The organism is Bradyrhizobium sp. ORS 285 (genome assembly GCF_900176205.1).
In the GTDB taxonomy this organism is placed as follows: domain Bacteria; phylum Pseudomonadota; class Alphaproteobacteria; order Rhizobiales; family Xanthobacteraceae; genus Bradyrhizobium.
The window spans coordinates 399,805-419,727 of record NZ_LT859959.1 but is presented as its reverse complement, the minus strand read 5'-3'; the positions used below and the strand labels follow the sequence as shown (position 1 = coordinate 419,727).

Sequence of the window (19,923 nt, the reverse complement as noted above, 5' to 3'; positions counted from 1 at the left end):
CTCGCTGCTGGTGTCTGCCCTCAGGCGGCCGGCGCGCGGCTGTGTCCGGAACCGGATATCGCCATGTGGCAGGCGGCCTGATGGCCCATTGTATCCAGCTCCGTCAATCTTGGCGCGACATTCCCGCATAGCGCCTCGGCGAACGGGCAGCGGGTGTGGAAGCGGCAGCCGGCCGGCGGATCGATCGGGTTCGGCGGATCGCCGGACAGCGGCGGCGTCTCGGTGCGCCGGTCCGGATCAGAGGACGGCATCGCCGCGAGCAGCGCGCGCGTATAGGGATGCGCCGGCTTGGCCCAGACCTGCTCGACCGGCCCGAGCTCGACCACCTCGCCGAGATACATCACCAGCACGCGATCGGAGATGTAGTTGATGACGTTGAGGTCGTGGCTGATGAACAGGTAGGTCAGGCCGAACTCGCGCTTGAGATCCATCAAGAGGTTCAGCACCTGCGCCTCGACCGATTTGTCGAGCGCCGAGACCGCCTCGTCGAGAATCACCAGCCGCGGCGACAGCGCGAGGGCACGGGCGATGTTGACGCGCTGGCGCTGGCCGCCGGAGATCTCGTGCGGGTAGCGGTTGGCGAAGGTCTCGGGCCGCAAGCCCACTTTGCCGAGCAGCTCGCGCGCCAACGCGCGCGCCGCGCCGTCAGCCATGCCGTGCACCTTCGGCCCGAATGCGATCGATTCCTCGATCGTCAGCCGCGGATTGAGCGAGGCATAGGAGTCCTGGAACACCATCTGCATGCCGCGCCGCAGCTCGCGCAGCGAGATTTCGTGACCGACCTGCCGGCCGTCGAAGATGATCTCGCCGGCATCGCGATCCATCAGATGCATCAACAGCCGCGCCGTCGTCGACTTGCCGCAGCCGGACTCGCCGACGATGCCGACCGTCTCGCCCTTGCCGATGTTGAACGAGACATCATCCACGGCACGCACCGTCTTGCGCGCGCCGAACAGCCCACCGCGGACGGGAAAATGCTTGGTCAGCCCATCGACGCGCAGCAACGGCTGCGCCTTGCCGCCGAGGTCTTCGATGGGCGCGAGCCCGGTGATGGTTGCTACTTCGCTCATGATGCACCCGAACGTACGCGACAGAGACGGTGCGCTCCCTCTCCCCGTTCTTCACGGGGAGAGGGTTGGGGTGAGGGGCAGCCGCGCGGGCAGTGTGAATGGAGAGACCTGTACCCCCTCACCCGGATCGCATCTGACGATGCGATCCGACCTCTCCCCGCAAGCGGGGAGAGGTCCACTACCGATGCCGCGCGACCATTCATCAGACCTACCATGCCCATCAGCTCCGGATATCCATCGCGCTGCGCAGGCCGTCGCTCAGGAGGTTGAAGCAGATCGACACCGCGAAGATCATAACGCCGGGCAGCGCCGCCACCCAGGGATTGACGTAGATCGCGGTCCGCAAGGTGTTCAGCATCAGGCCCCATTCCGGCTCCGGCGGCTTGGTGCCGAGGCCGAGGAACGACAGGCCGGCAGCGAGGATCATCGACACCGAGATCAAACCAGTCGCGTAAACGAAAATCGGACCGAGCACATTCCCGAGCATGTGCGCCCGCATGATCGTGATCGCATTCGCACCCGACGCCCGCGCCGCCTCGACGAAGTCGCGATTACGCACGCCCGTGGTCACGCTCTCGGCGACGCGGGTGATCTGCGGTACGAACACGATGGTGAGCGACACGATCGAATTGGTGATGCCGGCGCCGAGCGCACCGGAGATCGCGATCGCAAGCAGCACCGAGGGAAACGCGTAGAACACATCAATGGTGCGCATGATCATGGTATTGACCCAGCCGCCGACATAACCGGCGACGAGGCCGAGCATCGTGCCGATGCCGAAAGCGAGGATCACCGGCGAAATGCCGATCAAGAGCGACAGCCGGCCGCCATAGATCAGCCGCGCCAGCATGTCGCGCCCCAACTCGTCGGTGCCGAGCGGATAGTTCGGCGTGCCGATGTGGCGCAGGCGGCGGATCATCGAGCCCTGATAGGGATCGGCGAGATGAAGATAGGGAGCAAGCAGGGCCGAGAGAAAGATCAGCAGCAGGATCGCGACGCAGACCATGCTGACCTTGTCCCGGACGATGCGGCGGCCGACGGTCGCCCAATAGCCGCGCGCCTTGGCCGCCGGTACAGCCTGCAGGGATTGATCGACCGCGCTGGAAGAACTCACGCTCATCGCTAGCCCCGCTTGATGCGCGGATCGATCGCGGCCTGCGCGATGTCGACCACCAGGTTGAGGACGACGAAGAACATCGCCAGCACCAGGATCGTGCCCTGCAACAGCGGCAGATCGCGCTGGAAGATCGCGGAGTTCAACAGCAGGCCCGAGCCGGGCCAGGAGAACACCGTCTCGATCAGGATCGAGCCGCCGAGCATGTAGCCGAGTTGCAGGCCCATCACAGCGAGCGCGGTCGGCGCGGCGTTCTTCAGCACGTGACGGAACACCTGCGTCTCGCGGAGACCTTTCGCCCGCAACGCCTCGACGAAATCCTGACTCAGGATGTCGCCGGTAAGCGCGCGCACAGTCCGCGTGATGATGCCCATCGGAATGACCGATGTCGTGATCGCCGGCAGGATGAGGAAGCGGATATGCGCCCAATCCCACGCCCACGCGCCCGAGCCGGACGGACCGGCGCCGACGGCGGGCAGCCAGTTCAGCTCGACCGAGAAGATGATGACCAGCACCATGCCGAGCCAGTAATGCGGCAGCGACACGCCGGCGATCGCAATCGAGGTCGCGAGCTTGTCGACCCAGGTGTCGCGGAAATAGCCGGCGACGAGACCGAAGAACAGGCCGAGCGAGAAGCCGATGATGGCGGCAGCGATCGCCAAGGTCACCGTGTTGGAGACAGCGCGCAGCACCTCGGCGAGCACGGGACGGCCGGTCGCGATCGAGCTGCCGAGATCGCCATTGACCGCGCGCCACAGCCACAGGCCGAACTGCACCGGCAGCGGCTTGTCGAAGCCATAGGCCACGCGCAGCTGCTGCGCGAGCTCCTGCGATGCGTCGGCCGGCAGCACGGCGACCAGGGGATCACCGGGGGTGATGTGAACCAGCATGAAGCAGACGAGCGCGACGCCGATGATGATCGGGATCGCGTAGACCATCCGCCGGGCAGCATAAGAGAGCACGAGTCACCTTCGGTTGACTCTCCTTCGTCGGTAGAGAGTCGCGAATTTGGAACGGCACAAAGAAAGCCCCCCTCCCCCTTGCGGGGAGGGGTCGGGGGTGGGGGTCCCCACGAAGACTGCCGCCGGAGTACCCCCCCTCCCCAGCCCTCCCCCACAAGGGGGGAGGGAGCGCAGCGCGGCAAGCGGCGAGATCCGCGCAAGAACGAGAGCGCTACTCCACCGAGATCGGCGAGAAGTCGATGAACCAGCTCTTCGGCTGCACCACGCCCTTGACCTTCGGGCTCATCGCGCGCGGGCCGACGTCGTGGGCGACGTAGAGGAACGCGGCATCATCCACCGACGCCGCATGCAGTTCCGCCAGCGCCTTGTCGCGCTCGGTGGGATCGAAGGTCTGGCGCGCCTTCTTCACCAGCTCATCGAACTTCGAATTGTTGATGAAGCCCCAATTGTTGGAGACCGGAGGCGCCATCGACGACTGCAGGAAGCGCACCAGCGCAAAGAACGGATCCATCGCCGCATAGGTCACGTTGGTGGCGTTCGCACCGTTCGCCGAGGCATCCTTGGCGCCGCGGCGCCAGTTGGTGAACAGCGTGTTCCACTCGATGACGTCGAGCTTGACGTCGAAATAGCACTCGGCGAGTGCCTGCTGCAGGTACTCGTTCATCGGCAGCGGCTGCATCTGGCCCGAGCCCGACGCCGAGGTCTGCGTCTTCACCTCGAGCTTCTTGTTCGGACCGTAGCCGGCCTCCTGCATCAGCTTCTGCGCGGCCGCCTTGTCGTACTTGATCTCGAAGGTCACGTTGCCGCGCCAGGGATGGCCCTTCTCGAAGGTGCCGCTCGCCGGCACCATCAGGCCGGCCAGCAGACCGTCACGCAGGCCCTCGCGATCGATGCAGAGATTGGCGGCCTTGCGGACGCGGATGTCGTTCCACGGCGAGCCTTCGATGCGCGAGAACTGCCACGGCCAGACATGCGGCTGCTCATTGGCGTAGAGCTTGAAGCCGCGCTGCTTGATCTCCGGCAGCGCATCCGGCGCCGGCGCCTCGACCCAGTCGACCTGTCCCGACAACAGCGCCGCGGTGCGCGCGTTCGCTTCCGGCATCGGCAGCAGGATCATCTTGTCGGACTTCGGCACGCGGGCCTTGTCCCAATAGGCCTCGTTCTTGACCAGTTCCAGCCGCTCGCGCGGCGTGAACTTCGCCATCTTCCACGGGCCGGTGCCCGAGGCGTCCTTGGCGAACGCGGCCCATGCGGCTTGCGACTTCGCCTTGTCGTCGGCGCCGGTCGCGGACTCATAGAGTTTCTGCCACTTCGCCGGGCTCGCCATGAACAGGTTCGTGAGGTTGATCGGCAGGAAGCTGTCCGGCTCCTTGGTCACGAGCTCGACGGTGACATCGTCGATCTTGCGGGCCGAGGCGAGTGTCGGCATGCGTGACGCGGTGACGCCGACCTGGCTCGGATCGAACTGCGGCGCATCCTGCTTCAAGACCTTCTCGACGTTCCACACCACGGCGTCGGCATTGAACGGCGCGCCGTCATGGAAGGTGACGCCGGGACGCAGCTTGAACGTCCACTTGGTCTTGTCGGCATCGTCGACCTTCCACTCGGTGGCGAGGCCGGGAATGACGACGCTGGGCTTATCGGCCGACGACAGGTCCCACATCGTCAGCGCGTCGTACATCGTCAGTCCGGTGAAGCGGTTGCCCTCGAACCCCTGGTCGGGCTGGCCGAGCGTGCGCGGAATGTCCGCCGCGGTCATGCCGATGCGCAGCACGGATTCCGCGCCGGCTTGCGCCGGCAGCATGAGGATGGCGGCGCTCGTCATCATGGCGCCCGCAATGGCTGCGCGTTTCGTCAGTGAGGTCGCTAGACGCAAAAGCACGATCAAGATCTCCGATCAGCTGGCTAAATTCTGGGCAGCATTATGCAACGCCTATGCCAGCAGTGCCCCATGAGGGTCCACCTGCGACGCGTGGTCACAACCGTTTGTACTCAAACGATCCCGCCGGAGGCTTGGCACCCGGATTGCAGGTTTGCCGCGTCGAATTTGATCCGATTTCCATGGAGTCTCCTCCTGATGCGTAAGAAATTAACCTTGCTCGCGACTGCGCTTGCGCTCGGCATCTCCACCGTTGCGGTGCGTGCTGAAACGGTTCTGCGTTACGGCATCTCGATGGCCGACATCCCGCTGACGACAGGTCAGCCCGATCGCGGCGCCGGCGCCTATCAGTTTACCGGCTACACGATCTACGATCCGCTGATCGCATGGGATATGAGCGTCGCCGACAAGCCAGGCAAGCTGATCCCCGGCCTTGCCACCGAATGGAAGGTCGACGATTCCGACAAGACCAAATGGCGCTTCACCCTGCGCAAGGGCGTCAAGTTCCATGACGGCAGCGACTTCAATGCCGATGCGGTGATCTGGAATCTGGACAAGGTGCTCAACGATAAGGCACCGCAGTTCGACAAGCGGCAGAGCGCGCAGGTCAAGACGAGGCTCCCGTCAGTGGCGAGCTACGCCAAGATCGACGATTCCACCGTGGAGATCACGACCAAGACCGTCGATTCCTTCTTCCCCTATCAGATGCTGTGGTTCCTGATTTCGAGCCCGGCGCAATATGAGAAGCTCGGCAAGGATTGGGACAAGTTTGCCAGCCAGCCCTCGGGCACCGGCCCGTTCAAGCTGACCAAGCTGGTGCCGCGTGAACTTGCGGAGCTATCAAAGAATTCCGAATATTGGAACAAGGACCGCCTGCCGAAGACGGACAAGCTGGTGCTGGTGCCGATGCCGGAGGCGCTGACGCGCACCAACGCGCTGCTCGCCGGCCAAGTGGACCTGATCGAAACTCCGGCGCCGGACGCCGTGCCGCAGCTCAAGGCCGCCGGCATGAAGCTCGTCGACAACGTCACGCCGCATGTCTGGAACTATCATCTTAGCGTTCTTCCAGGCTCGCCCTGGACCGACATCCGGCTGCGCAAGGCGCTCAACCTCGCGATCAATCGCGACGAGGTCGTGGGCCTGATGAACGGTCTCGCCAAGCCGGCCAAGGGCCAGGTCGACCCGTCGAGCCCGTGGTTCGGCAAGCCGAGCTTCGAGCTGAAATATGATCTCGCCGCCGCCAAGAAGCTGGTCGAGGAAGCCGGCTACTCGCCCGCCAAGCCGCTGAAGACGACCTTCATCATCGCGCAGGGCGGCACCGGCCAGATGCTGTCGCTGCCGATGAACGAGTACCTGCAGCAGAGCTTCAAAGAGATCGGCATCAACATCGACTTCAAGGTCGTCGAGCTTGAGACGCTGTACACGCACTGGCGCAAGGGTGCCGCCGACGAGATGAACGCCGGTATCACCGCGAACAATATCGCCTATGTCACCTCGGATCCGCTCTACGCCATCGTCCGCTTCTTCGCCTCCGACCAGATCGCGCCTGTCGGCGTCAACTGGGGCGGCTACAAGAGCCCGAAGGTGGATGCGCTGATCGCCGAGGCCAAGCAGACGTTCGATCCGGCGAAGCAGGACGAGTTGATCGCGCAGGCCCACGCGCAGGTCGTCGACGACGCCGTGCTGGTCTGGGTCGTGCACGACACCAACCCGCATGCGCTGTCGCCGAAGGTGAAGACCTTCGTCCAGGCCCAGCACTGGTTCCAGGACCTGACGACGATCGGGGCGGAGTAGCGCTAGCTCCCCCGCTTCCGTCATTGCGAGCGAAGCGACGCAATCCAGGACCACGCCAACGACTCTGGATTGCTTCATCGCTCCGCTCCTCGCAATGACGCGGCGAGGCTGTCGTCGCCAATCGATACGGTATGACACCGTTGTGGCGTTCAGCCTCGCCACAATAACGCGTCGTAGGGTGGGCAAAGGCGCGCAGCGCCGTGCCCACCGTTCTCGCTCAATATTCCTTGGCAAGATGGTGGGCACGCTTCGCTTTGCCCACCCTACGGATCATCGCGCTACTTCGATGTCAGCGCGTGGGCGCCGTTCCAATTGTCCGGCGGCGGGTTCTGCTGATAGGCGCGGATACGCTCTTCGTAAAGATCGAACAGCTTCGCCAGCTCCTTCGCCTCATCTTTCTTGCGGCCTCGCGCGATCGCGGCCAGCGCCTCGTCCCAGTCGCGGCTGCGGTAGGCGGCCAGCATCTCGATGGTCAGGTTGCGCAGCAGCTGGAAGCGCTCGGAATACATCACGTCCTCGCGTCCGGTGATGGCATAGATCACCTCCGGCTCGGTCTTGCCTTTGACCATGATGAAGTCGAGCTCGAGGATCGCCAGCCTGTCCTTCACCGCCATCGCGGTCGCCGCGCCGACGATGATCGGGAAGCCGTATTCCTTGGTCTGGCCCTCCAGTCGTGAGGCGAGGTTCACGCTGTCGCCGAGCACAGAATAGTTCTTCTTCAGCTCCGAGCCCATGTTGCCGACGACGCCAATGCCGGTATTGAGGCCGATGCCGACGTTGAGCGGAATATAGACATGACCGCCGTGGGCCGCCTCCTGCTCACGCTCGCGATTGACCTCGTCGATCCTGTCCAGCATGTCGAGCGCAGCCGTGCACGCATTGAGATGGTGCTCCCGATCGTCGAGCGGCGCGTTCCAGAACGCCATGATGGCGTCGCCCATGTATTTGTCGACGTAGCCCTTGCGCGCGATGATCGCGTCGGTCAACGGTGTCAGGAAGCGATTCATGAGCGCCGTCAATCCTTGCGGATCGTGCTTATAGCTTTCCGAGATCGAGGTGAAGCCGCGGACGTCCGAGAACATGATTGTCATCTCGCGCTCCTCGCCGCCGAGCACGAGCTTCTCCGGCGATTGCGCGAGCTGCTCGACCAGCACCGGCGACATGTATTGCGCGAACCAGCCGCGGATTTCCCTGCGCTGCTGCTGCTCGCGGATGAAGCTCGCGAAGATCAGCGTCAGATAGACTGATGTCGTCGACAGCATCGGATAGGTGAAATCGATCAGGATCCGGTGCTGCTTGTAGAAGTACCAGGAGACGCCCAGCAGCGCGCTCGCGAACACGGCTCCGACGAGCACCAGCGTGACGGCACCGAGCCGGGGCGCGAACACGATGACGAGCAGGCCGAGCAGCACGGCGCCGAAGAATTCAACCACGATGCCCCAATACGGCCTGGTCAGGATCGAGCCCGTGAGCACCGACTCAAGCACCTGGGCATGCACCTCGACGCCCGGCATGGCCGCGTAGACCGGTGTGGTCTTGATGTCGCTCAGGCCGATCGCGGATGGTCCGATCAGGATCAGCTTTCTTGCGATCTTCTCCGGCGGCACACGCCCCTCAAGCACGTCGATCGCGGAGACGTAGATCGACGGATCGTGGTTGGCGTAATGCACCCAGATCTTGGCGTTGCCGTCAGTCGGAATCTGAAGGGGGCCGAAACCGATACTGGTGATACCACCTGTATCGGCCTTGACCCGAACCGTGTCCACGCCGGCCACGACCCGCAGCGTCTCGAAGCTCAGCGCCAGCATCTTGACGTCCTGCGCCCGCATCACCATGGGCACCCGGCGGACGATGCCGTCGCGCTCCGGCTCGATGGTGAAGAGGCCACGCCCGGCTGCGGCGTGCTCGATCAGCGGTACGTTGCGCAGCAGCCCGGGGAACGGCTCCATGAACGGGACCGGGTCTCCCAATTCTGCAAAGCCGGTCTCCGGCAGCGTCTTGTCGGGTTCGGCCCGGACGTCGCGGCTCGCCGTCTCCCCGAGAACGACGCGCGACCGCCGTACGGCGTCGGCCAAAACCTGATCGTTGGATGGCAGCGCCTTCAGCTTTTCTCGCGTTGCCTCGTCGAGATTGGGAAAGGTCTCCGCGGCGAGGGCGGGATTGAGCCGGTCGGGCTCGGCGAACACGACGTCGAATGCAATGACGAGGGCGCCGAGCTCGGTCAGTCTGTCGACGATCTCGGCAATTCGCGTCCGGGGCCAGGGCCACTGCCCGAGCTTGGGATCGGCAACGCTCTTCTCGTCGATGTCCACGATCGTGACCGGGCGAATGGTCTTAACCCGCGGACTCAACGCCTGGAAATTGTCGAACGTCCGCAGGCGCAGTTCCTGAACTAACGCGGGATCTGCGACACGCAACGCCGCGAAGGCGATCAGCAATAACAGACAGATCACGCGCGCATAGCCGAACCTGCGCGCGAACCATCGTGGGACTGCTCTCAACCGCTTCATAAAGAATCCGATATCACGCCGAGGCCAACGATCCGAGACGTCTGATCATCCCGAAGGGATGTCGCGCTTGGCAAACCCGCCATCCGCATCGCGGGCGGCGAGCGCGGACTCAGACCAGGTGGAAGCCGTCGTGATGCACCTTGAACTGGTCGAGCGTCACGCCCTTGAGGATCAGCGTGTCATGAGCGGCATCGGTGATGACGGTGTCATGGCCGTTGTTGGCGGACTGTGCCGCGGCCAGGAGCGCATCGCCGTTGGCGAAAAGCGACGAATCGAACTCGACGCTATCCTTGGTGAGATCGAGATCGCCGATCGTGGCGCTGCCGAAATGCGGGTTGAACACGAAGGTGTCGTTGCCGTCCTTGCCGAAGATCGTGACGCCGCCACCGACATTGACGAAATTGTCGTCCTGCGCCGTGCCGTTGATCGTGGACGCGCCGTTGCCGGCCAAGGTGACGGTCAGCGCCTTGGTCGCCGTTCCGCCATGGCCGTCGCTGACCTCAGCCTGATAGGTGACGGTCAGCGTGTCGCCGGGATTGAGGAAATCCAGGTTCACGGCATCGGGACGATATGTCCAGTGCAGGACGTCGGGGCCGCCATCGGAGGCGACGTGATCGAAAGTGATGGCGTGGGCATCGGCGAGCGCCTGAACATGGGCATTGGCGGGCAGGCTCGGGGCGCCATTGTACTTGATGACGCCATTGTCGGTCACGGCCGCGGTCAGCGTGTCGCCGACATCCTTGTCGAGCACGGTCAGCGTGCCCGACATCTTGCTCGCCAGCTTCACCGGTTGATCGGCGGTATATCCGGCCGAAACGTTGTCGATCTCGAACGCATTCTGGCTGCTGGCGAGGACGACCTTGTTGAACGGCGACAGGCCGAGGAACTCGACATAGCCGTTCGACGCCAGCGACGCCTGGCCGCCATTGGCGAGCAGCGGCGCGACGTCGCTGCCTGTGTAGGACGCGACCAGCTTGGTGCCGTTGTAGAAGGAGATGCTGTTGTAGCTGTCGACCGAGCCCCAATACAGCCCGAAGCTGTTCTTGACGTTGTCGAAGGTGATGGTCTCCTGCGCGTGGTTGCCGATGCTGAGATAGTTGGTCTTGTCGGCACCGTCGGCCATGTAGGGAGCCGCCGACACCGGCGAGGAGCCGTGCACGACCCCCGCATTGCCGCTGGCCGTGAAGGTCGCGTGCAGCGCCTCGCTATAGAAGCTGCCATGGCCGCGGCCATTGTCGGAGATGTTGCCGGCCGACACGTGATCGAACGTCTCGGTCGGCATGCCCTCGGCATTGGTGCTGGCGGTGCTGCCCAGCACTCTCGCCTGCTCGGCCAGGATGACGGTCTGGACGGTCGGGTTGGTTTCGCCGGTGATCACGGGCGCATCATTGGCGCCATTGACCGTGATGGTGACGGGCACGTTGACCACGCCACCGTGACCGTCGTCGATCGACACCGTGTAGGTCAGCGTCACGTGCTGATCGGCGCCGAGATAGTCGAACACCCGGTCCTGGGCGGAGAAGGTCCAAGCCTGCGATCCCGTGCCGGTGCCGGACTCGGTGAGCGCGCCGAGCGCCAGCCAGTTCTTGAGCACGGACGGATCCGACGGCAGGCCACTATCATTGCCCGAGGTCACGACGCCGGCCACCTTCAGCACATGCATGTCGGTGACATCGGCGTCCGCAAACGTGATCGTGCCGCTCGCGCTGTCGAGCAGGTCAGAGCCGGACAGGGCCGTGCGCTCGCCGACCTCAGCCGACGGCGCCTTGCCCGTCATGACCGGCAGGTCATTGGTTCCGGCGATGGTGATGACGATCGTCGACGGCGTCTTTCCGCCCTGATGATCGTCGAGGGTCACCGTGGTGGTGACCGTCACAGTCTGGCCGGCGCCGAGGAAATCCAGCTTGCCATCGGCAATGGCATAGGTCCAGTCGATCTTGCCGTTGTTGGCATTGCCGCTCTGACTGAGCTGCAGCGCCTGCTCAAGTGCGGCGATCTGGCCTGGCGTCAGGTGGGCGGTCAAATCGGTCTGCCCATCCACGGCGGTCCAGGTCACGCTCTGCGCGCCGATCGACGCGGAGGGCCGGTCGGTCAGGTCGACGTCGGTGAACTGAATGCTGCCGGTGACGCTGTGCGGATCGGACGCCCCCATCTGCGCCGCCGTCTCGGTGATCACACCCGGCTTGCCGGGATCGGTCACCACCGGAGCAGCGTCATCCGCCATCAGCGTGATCAGCGTCCCGCCATGGCCGTCATCACTCCCGGCGAAATGCGCATTGCTGTAGTCGCCGATGAGCGTCAGATCGATGCTGTGACCCTGGCCGTCGACGACCGTCAGCACGCCCGTCTCAGCATCGTAGGACGCCGTCGTGGCGAGGCTCCATTTGATCGTCTGCAGGTCGATCTCGTCGGAGACGCCGAGGCCGGCGATCTTGGCGGAGAAGCTCGCGTCGTCGATGACGAGCTCGCTGCTGCCCTTGCTGCTGAAATCGATGATCTGGTCGACGTGGCCATCCACCGTCAGGGACGCGCCGTCATCGACCTTGATCGTCCCCGAGCCACTCACGTCACCGGTGATCTCGAACGTACCGGCCGTGATCTCGATCGTGCCGTAGTTGAAGATCGTGCCGCTGAGGCCGCTCAGGCCGCTCGCCGTGATCGTGCCGTAGACATAAAGCGTGCCGTCGCCGCTGACCTTGGTGCCGGCGAGATCGACGATCGCGTGGAGATCGACAGTGAAGACGCCAGCATTCTGGACGTCCACGCCGTACAAGGTCACGTCATTGCCGGCAATCTCCAGCGTCCCGGCGATCCGCACCTCCAACGTGCCGCCGGTGAGCGTCGTGCTCCCATCCAGGACCAGAGTCGATTCCACCGGAGTGTCACCATCGTCGTCGATGATGATCTGACCGTCGGTGTTGTCGATCGTCACATTGTCGAAAGTGGTGGGAGCCGCGGTCTCGACATGCACGATGCCGTGGTTGACGAGATCGCCGCCGCTGATCGTACTGTCCTCGATCAGCAGCAGCGCGTCGTGGTCGATCTGGACCGTGCCGGAGTTGTCGACGGTCACGCCAACCAGGGTCGCACCGGCTTGTGACGCAACCTCGAGCGTTGATCCGTTGCCGATGGTGAGGTCGACATCGGTCAGCGAGGTGCCGCCTTCGACGGTCAGGGTGGCCGTGCCCTCCGCAAACGAACCGGTCTCGCCAATCAGCAGAGCGCCGCCCGAGACGGCGCTGCCGCCGATCGAGCTGTCACCGTCGACGGAGATCGTTCCCCCACTAGTGATGGCGCCGCCGGCGATGCTCGTACCGCTCAGCGACAGCGCACCGCCGACGGCAATGGTGATCGCGTTCGCGTTGGTGATCGTCTCGTCTTCGAACGCATTGCCGCTGCCGGACACAGTGACCGTGCCGAAATTGTCGAGCGTCCCGCCGATCAGTGCGGCGTGGCCCGTGAGCGCCACGGCGCCGCCGGCCATGTTGGTCAGCGTGCCGCCAGTGATATCAGCCCGCGCCAGCGTCAGCGTCGCGGACTGTTCGACCGTGACGATGCCGTCCTCATTGTCGATGCTCGTATAGCCGTCCAGCGCAAGCTGGCCGTTGACATTGATCTGGCCGGCATTCGTGACAGTCTCGTCGGTCAGCACGTTGCCGCTGCCCGACACCTCGATCATGCCGAAATTGGTCAGCTCACCATGGCTGAGCGCTGCCCCGTCCTTCAACACGAGCAGGCCAGGAGCCGGCTGGGGCGTATCCCCGCTTTCGCCCAACGTGCCGTACATCTGCATGACGAGCGCACCCTGGATCAGGATGGCGCCGCCGTCGATGCTACCGCCCTCGAGGGTCAAGGTCGCGCCCACATCGACCTGGATCAGGCCGGAGCTGGCCTCATCCACATTCGTGACATCGCCGTGCACGGTGAGCGTGCCAGCGGACAGCTCGATCGTCCCAGTGTTGACGATGCCAGCCGCCACCCCAAACACGCCGCCGCCGGCGAGCACCACCGCGCCCGCATTGTGCAGCTCGCTCTGGTCCAGGATCTGCGCCGAGCCGTTCACCGTGATGGTCGCGCCCGAGAAATTGGCGATACGGGAATCGACCTTGGCAGTCAGCGCGCCGCTGATCGACAGCGTGCGGTAATTGTCGAGTTCGGGAACGGCTCCGCCGCCAAAATGGTTTAGCGTGACCGATTTGGCGAAGGCGGCCGTGTCGATGGTCACGGGGAAGGCGGGCGTCAGGCCGTGCAGCTGATCGGTGATGATGATGACATCGTCGGTCGCAGTCGGAGCCAGACCGGTCGCCCAGTTCGCACCATCGCTCCACAAATGCACCTGCGCGCCGCTGCTGTCGCCCGGCTGCGTCGTCGCGATCCACACCACCGCGGGATCATCCGTCCCGGTGATCGTGACCGTGATCGTTTGTGTCGACGTGGCGCCCTGGGAGTCCGTCACGGTCACCGTGTAGGTGAGCGTCACCTTCTGGCCCGCTGGGATGAAATCCGCGACGTAGACCGGCAGGTTGGCGAAGCTCCAATTGATCTTGCCGGTGCCGCTGCCGGTGCTGTCGGCGGCCAGCTGTGCCGTCAGCGCCTGCTGGAACAGCGCCAGCGGCGCCGGCGGGATGCTGCCGCCGCCGTCCAAAACTGCGCCGGTCAGCTTCGCCGATACGGTATGCGTGTCGGTGAGGTCGACATCCTTGAACGTCAGCGTGCCCGAGGTCGGATCGTTAGATGTCAGTGGTCCGCCGGGCACGCTGGTGCCGCCCGCGAATGCGATGGTCTGGACGACTGCCGTGATCACGGGCCTGTCGTTGGTGCCCGTCACCGTGATCGTGATCGGCACCACCGTGAATTCGTTCGACGGCGCGAAATTGTTGTCGACGCGCACGAGGTAGGTCAGCGTCAGCGTCTCGCCCGCCCCGAGAAAGTCGAAATAGTTGTCGGGAACGCTGTAGGTCAGCGTGGCCGTGCCGTAATTCTTGTTGTTGGGATCGGCTGCGACCTTGATCTGCACCGCGGTCGCCATGACGTCCTGCATCTGCAGGGCGTTCAGCGACGTCGTGACATCGGTCTGCTGCGCGCTCTTGTAGGTATAGGACTTGAAGCTCACCGACACCGTCGGCCGATCGATGCCGTTGACATCGACGAAGTTGACGCGGCTGAGCACGGTGTCGAGATCGGTGCCGTTCCCGGTCTGACCGGCGCGCTCAGTAAATCCGAAGGCTGACGTCAGCCGGCCGTCGGCGTCGAGGATCCTGACCTCCGGCGCACCGGGAACGTGCGTCAGCTGGTCCCCGGTCTGGCTCGTGCCGGTCGTCGGGCCGCTCACATCGACCACGCGGACGATCGGCGTTGCGCTGGTGCCGTTGGGCAGGGTCACCGGTGCCAGCGGCTGCGGCACCCCGATGTCGGTGAAGTGGGTCGTCGACTTCGGATTGGTGTTGTCGGTGAATTTGAGCGTGAAGACGTCGTTGATGAGCTTCTGGATGTCCGGCGTCAGCGGCACCGCGCTCTGGTTCACCACGCCGTTGCTGATCTGGATCTGCTGGCCGGCCTGGTTCACCACCGCGATCGGCTGTAGCGTCGTCTTGTCGAACAGCACGTAGGAGCCGGTGCGGCCGTCGGGCTCGACCAGCACCTGGAATTTCGCATCGGGCAGACCGCCCTGCCCCGGCACCGAGAAATCGATCTCGACCAGCACGGCCGTGCCGCGAATGCCCATGGTCGCCACGGGCGTATCGACCTTCATGTCGCCATGCTTGGCGGTCTCGCCGGCCACGAACGAGATGGTGCCGGCGACGAGGCTGATCAGCGAGGAGTTGTTCGACCCGTTCGGGTCGTACACCATCTCGTTCAGCACCATCCGCGCATTCGAGGACAGACCGAACACGGTGCCGTCGATGAAGGTGATGCCGAGTGTCGAATTGGAGCCGGATTGGACGACGTCGCCCTTTTCGACATTGTCGCCGTTGTGAAGCAGGATCGAGACGCCGTTGCGGATGACGGTCGCGGTGCCCTGCAGCTTGGTGACGTGGCCGATCACCTTGCTGACGCTGGCCGCGCCGCCGGCCTGACTGACCTGGACCGCGCCGGAGAGCGCGTTGACGACGTCACCGGTCAGGTGCGCGCCATCGGGCGAGGCCAGAGCCGCCCGCTTCTCGCCCCTGAAATAATCCGGCAGCACGAGCTCGCGGCCGTCCGACGACAGCACGAGGTCGAGGCCCGACCGCTTGAAATCGGCGTTGAACAGGAAATGCGCGTCGGGAACGACGATCGCACCCGCCGGCGCATGGGCAGGCGGCGCGTCCAGCTTCAAATGTGCCGGCGCGGACGGGCTCAGGCCGTGGGAGAAAAGCGCGGCGTCAGACTTGCCAGCGTAATTCACGGGGCCACCGACTATGGTTAATTATTACATAACAATTCGTGTTCAAGCCGTGCATATCACTGGCAAGTGTCTGGAGGAACCATCTTCAGCTTGTGCCCTCAGGGCCTGGAAACCGCCGCTCCCACTGGTTTGCTTCGATCCCGTCAAGTTCCCGCCTTCTTCATGGCAAGGAACACGTGAGTATAAATAAGTATTCATTGGCACCAATCGGCCTCATCCAAGAAAATCGACGTATTCGCCTGACAACAATTACATGCTCCGACCATCACATCCGCACCCCCATACTCCCAAGGGGAATTTCGGACGGCGGATGGGGATCGGATCGACAGAAATCTACAATTTGCATCAATTGATGCCGGAGCTGCGGACAGCCAGGCACCACAACCTGAACGGGATTTCACTGTCTGGCTCGCGACCCCGACTCAGCTTTCGCTAAGATTTGTCGCATCAAGGCAACACAACGTTCAGCCTGACTGCCGCGATTTCTCAGGCGGGACCGCCGCTTTAAGCAGCGGCAAAGCTCCCGCTCTCATGCTGGCCCCAACAAGCACCGGATCCACCTGCGCGGCAGCGCGCAGGGCGAGCTCCGGGCACGGGGCGTCTAATGAACATTTTCGCGCTGATCCGCGCATCGTTGGCGGCTGCCGCCGTCGGCGCTGTGTTGATGGGCAATCCGGTCAAGGCCGCGCCGGTCGCGCAGGCCTCGGAGCTCGGGGCCGTCATTGGCGATGCGGAGCCGTTCGGCCTGCTACACGCCGAGCTCGGAGCCGGCCCGCTGCAGGCCAAGTGGCTGACGCTGGCGCACAAGCTAGAGGACGAGCGCGTGCAGCTCGCACTCTGCGACGGCGACCGCGAGCATTGCGTCTCGCCGGCCGCGCTGCGCCTTCTCGCCATCGTCGATCAGGCCCGCGCCAAGGCGGGTCGCGCCCGGCTCGGCGAGATCAACCGCGCGATCAACCTGGCCATCCGGCCGATGAGCGACCTCGCCCAATATGGCGAGATCGACCTCTGGGCGTCTCCGCTCGCCACCTTCGGCCGCCTCGCGGGCGACTGCGAGGACTATGCGATTGCCAAATTCGTGGCGCTCCGACTGGCCGGGATCGCGCCACAGGATCTGCGCATCCTCATCGTCCGCGACACTGCGCGCGACGAGGATCATGCCGTGGCCGCAGCGCGGCTCGACGGACACTGGCTGCTGCTCGACAATCAGCGCATGGCGATGATCCAGGACAGCGATGCGCGACAGATACAGCCGCGCTTCGTCATCGACGATACCGGCCTGTCGATCCTGCAGGCTGCGCCGGCAATGGCCGCGATGAGCAGCGCGCCTGACTCGCAGGCACCGGCCTCGGTGCCCGCAACCAACTAACCGTCCTGCCGAAGCGTAGCGTCAGCCCTTGGTGACGTGCACCGCCGGCGTGGCGCCGCCGTTCCATTGGCCATCAATGGCCCGCTCGATCTGAGCGGCCAGTTGCAGCAGCAGGCCGTCATCGGCCTGCTTGCCGATCGCCTGGATGCCGAGCGGCAGGCCGTGCTCGTTGGTGGCGAGCGGCAGCGAGATCGCCGGAATGCCGCAGAGATTGGCGAGCGGCGTGAAGGCGAAGTTGCGCCAGAGATTGCCGAACCAGTCGAGCACGTCGGGATTGTCGCTGATTGTCAGATATTCGGTGGTGCCGATCTTCGGCGTCGGCAGCGCCGTGATCGGCGTCAGGATGATGTCCCACGCCTCGAAGAAGGCGCCGAAGGCGCGCGAGGTGGTGTTGAACACCGCCTGCATCGCCGCACGCTCGGCGAAGCTGGTGCCGCGGCCCGCTTCCCAGATGCGGATGTTGATCGGCTCGATCAGCTCGGCCGGCGGCCGCTCCAGCTTGCGCTGTGCGAGCAGGTTGTTGATGACGATCGCGAAGTTGGAGATGTAGCAGGTGGTCTGCGCCGCGAAGGCTTGGCGATAGTCCACGTCCGGCAGCGCGTAGCCGACGTGATGGCCGAGACCCTCGAGGAATTTGCCGACCCGCTCGAGCTCGGCCGCAATGTGCGGCGTCGCGCGGTAGTCGCCCCATTGGTGCGACAGCGCGATCCTGAGCTTGCCGGGATCGCGCTTGATCAGCTCGACATACGGCTCCGGCGTGGTCCAATACGGCATGAACTCGCCCGGCGCGCCGCCGCGGCAATGATCGACGAACGCCGCAGTGTCGCGCACGCTGCGCGACTGGCAGCCCTGGATCGAGACCAGGCCGGAGAGATCCGACAGATGCGGCGCGATCGAGAATACGCCGCGCGAGACCTTCAGGCCGATATTGCCGTTGACCCCAGCAGGAATACGGATCGAGCCGCCGCCGTCCGTCGCATGCGCGATCGGCACCACGCCGGCGGCGACCATCGCGGCACTTCCGGCGGACGAGCCGCAGGTCGTGTAGTCGGTGTCCCACGGATTGCGCGTGACATAGACGGCCGGGTTCTCCGCCGAGCTGCACACCCCGAACTCCGGCGTCGTGGTGCGGCCCATCAGATTGAGGCCCGCCTTGCGCATCTTCGACGTCAGGTGCGTGTCGGCGGCAGGACGGTTGCCGCGCATGTAGAGCGAGCCCTGCTCCTGCAGGCGACCGGCCATGGTCGGGCCGAGATCCTTCATCAGGAACGGCAGGCCGGCGAACGGGCCATCGGCATTGGCGCCGGCCTTGATCGGATCGTCCACCGCGTCGGCGAAGACTTCCACAACGCCTGATAGTTGCGGATCGACCTTGGCGATGCCCTCGGCGGCCTGCTGCGCCAGCTCTGCCGCGGTCAGCTCGCCGTTGCGTATGCGGGCCGCGAGCGCCACGCCGTCATGCCGGGCCCATTCGTCCCAGCTCATCGCCAAAGTCATCTGCTGTCCGATCCTTCGCGCTGACCATCGATCGATGCGACGATTCTGCGCTGTCTTGTTCTGGCGCGAACCTTAGTTTGCGAGGGCAGCGAGTCAATCAAGCAGGCTGCATGCCGCCAATACGGCGTGCTCATGCGCCACGGCTTACCGCCGCTCGCAGGACCCGTTCCGGAAATCGGGACTCGCGATCCCACGCGCAACGCTGCGAGCGGATCAGGCGATCTCCGGCCGGCCTTGACCCGTATCAAGGCGAACGATCGGTGCACGTGCTCGATGCCTGCATGGACATCCCGACCTTCATCGCCGCAAGCATCGCCCTCCTCGCCACGCCAGGCCCGACCAACACGTTGCTCGCCACAGCAGGCGCGAGCCGCGGCGTCAGCGCCTCCGTTCGTCTGCTGCTCGCCGAGCTCACGGGCTATCTGCTCGCGATCCTGGTTCTGCGCGTCGTGCTCGGCCCGGCGCTCGCGGCGATGCCGATGATCGGTCATGTCCTGCGGATCGCGGTCGTGCTCTATCTGCTCCACCTCGCCGTCGCGCTGTGGCGCCACGGCGGCGGCGGGAGCAGCGATGCGATGCCGGTGACGCTGCGCCGCGTGTTCATCACGACGCTGCTCAATCCCAAGGCCATCATCTTCGCCTTCACCCTGCTGCCGGCAGAAAGCGACGCCACCAGCCTGCTGCCGTTCGTCATCGCGCTCGGGCTGTCAATCGCCACGATCGGCTGCGGCTGGATCGTGCTCGGCGCAAGCGTGCGTCACGGCCTCGGCGGCGTCGTACCGGCCGCGATTGGCTATCGTTGCAGCGCTGCGGCGCTCGCGGTGCTCGCCTGCGTGATCCTGGCGCCCGCACTCACGATCGGCTGACGCGGTTCCCCTTGTTACATTGTTGCTGATCGACAACGTCTGACGCCACGTGCTATCCGCTGGCCGAACAGGGGATGCCGTGCGCAGCATTGGCCAGCGATATCTGACGAGCCATCCGGGCCTCTTGCGCCGGATCGCGGCGCTGTGCGTGATCGCAGCCTATCTGCTCGCCGGCGCGCTGCATGGCGCCTGTGATCTCGACGTCGCGCATGCGTCGTCCGGCAAGCCGGAGATCGCAGCGCTGCTCGATCATGCCGGCCATTCCGATCAGCGCGGCGTCGCCGATCATCATTGCCATGGCTGCTTCTCGGTCTCCGTGCCGCAACTGCAGCTGGCCGCGGTGCCGGCCGACATCGTCGCCGCAACGGACTGGCCCATTCCCGTGCTCCGTGCCGGCATTCTGTCCGACGCCGAGTCGCCGCCCCCCAAACACCTGATCTGACGTCCCGTGCCGGACGGCCGCCGCCGTCCTCA

General features: G+C 64.7%; 11 protein-coding genes. 4 read left to right on the top strand and 7 right to left on the bottom strand.

Annotation, left to right across the window (positions count from 1 at the left end):
• Window positions 1-20 precede the first annotated feature (20 nt).
• The 4 genes from BRAD285_RS01835 to BRAD285_RS01820 form a co-directional block, all read right to left on the bottom strand.
• On the bottom strand, window positions 21-1,070 hold the full coding sequence (locus BRAD285_RS01835) for an ABC transporter ATP-binding protein (protein WP_006611296.1): 1,050 nt from the start codon (window positions 1,068-1,070) through the stop codon (window positions 21-23).
• Window positions 1,071-1,290: 220 nt separating this feature from the next.
• The gene (locus BRAD285_RS01830) at window positions 1,291-2,190 is read right to left on the bottom strand and encodes an ABC transporter permease (RefSeq protein WP_006611295.1); all 900 of its coding nucleotides are present in this window, start codon (window positions 2,188-2,190) and stop codon (window positions 1,291-1,293) included.
• Between the two features lie 2 nt (window positions 2,191-2,192).
• Window positions 2,193-3,146: an ABC transporter permease gene (locus BRAD285_RS01825; RefSeq protein WP_006611294.1), complete on the bottom strand. Its 954-nt coding sequence runs from the start codon at window positions 3,144-3,146 to the stop codon at window positions 2,193-2,195.
• A 211-nt stretch (window positions 3,147-3,357) separates the two neighbouring features.
• Window positions 3,358-4,974: an ABC transporter substrate-binding protein gene (locus BRAD285_RS01820; protein WP_172889729.1), complete on the bottom strand. Its 1,617-nt coding sequence runs from the start codon at window positions 4,972-4,974 to the stop codon at window positions 3,358-3,360.
• Window positions 4,975-5,223: 249 nt separating this feature from the next.
• On the opposite strand from BRAD285_RS01820, the gene BRAD285_RS01815 reads away from it, so the two are divergent.
• Window positions 5,224-6,819: an ABC transporter substrate-binding protein gene (locus BRAD285_RS01815; protein ID WP_006611516.1), complete on the top strand. Its 1,596-nt coding sequence runs from the start codon at window positions 5,224-5,226 to the stop codon at window positions 6,817-6,819.
• A gap of 278 nt (window positions 6,820-7,097) precedes the next feature.
• Here the strand turns inward: BRAD285_RS01815 and BRAD285_RS01810 are convergent, their stop codons facing one another.
• Window positions 7,098-9,329 (bottom strand): CHASE2 domain-containing protein, encoded by a 2,232-nt coding sequence (locus BRAD285_RS01810; RefSeq protein WP_006611517.1) that lies wholly within the window; start codon window positions 9,327-9,329, stop codon window positions 7,098-7,100.
• A 109-nt stretch (window positions 9,330-9,438) separates the two neighbouring features.
• On the bottom strand, window positions 9,439-15,717 hold the full coding sequence (locus BRAD285_RS01805; RefSeq protein ID WP_006611518.1) for a VCBS domain-containing protein: 6,279 nt from the start codon (window positions 15,715-15,717) through the stop codon (window positions 9,439-9,441).
• Between the two features lie 604 nt (window positions 15,718-16,321).
• Between BRAD285_RS01805 and BRAD285_RS01800 the strand changes: the two genes are divergently transcribed.
• A complete protein-coding gene (locus tag BRAD285_RS01800; RefSeq protein WP_006611519.1) occupies window positions 16,322-17,086 on the top strand; it encodes a transglutaminase-like cysteine peptidase in 765 nt (254 codons plus the stop codon).
• 21 nt (window positions 17,087-17,107) lie between these two features.
• On the opposite strand, the gene BRAD285_RS01795 is transcribed toward BRAD285_RS01800, so the two are convergent.
• Window positions 17,108-18,583, bottom strand: a complete 1,476-nt coding sequence (locus BRAD285_RS01795; protein WP_006611520.1) for an amidase — start codon at window positions 18,581-18,583, stop codon at window positions 17,108-17,110.
• Between the two features lie 260 nt (window positions 18,584-18,843).
• Here BRAD285_RS01795 and BRAD285_RS01790 point away from each other — a divergent pair, with 260 nt between their 5' ends.
• Both BRAD285_RS01790 and BRAD285_RS01785 read left to right on the top strand, forming a co-directional pair.
• Window positions 18,844-19,449 carry a LysE family translocator gene (locus BRAD285_RS01790; RefSeq protein WP_244422165.1) on the top strand — a complete coding sequence of 202 codons (606 nt, stop codon included), beginning with the start codon at window positions 18,844-18,846 and terminating at the stop codon, window positions 19,447-19,449.
• A gap of 79 nt (window positions 19,450-19,528) precedes the next feature.
• A complete protein-coding gene (locus tag BRAD285_RS01785) occupies window positions 19,529-19,891 on the top strand; it encodes a hypothetical protein (RefSeq protein WP_244422166.1) in 363 nt (120 codons plus the stop codon).
• Window positions 19,892-19,923 lie beyond the last annotated feature (32 nt).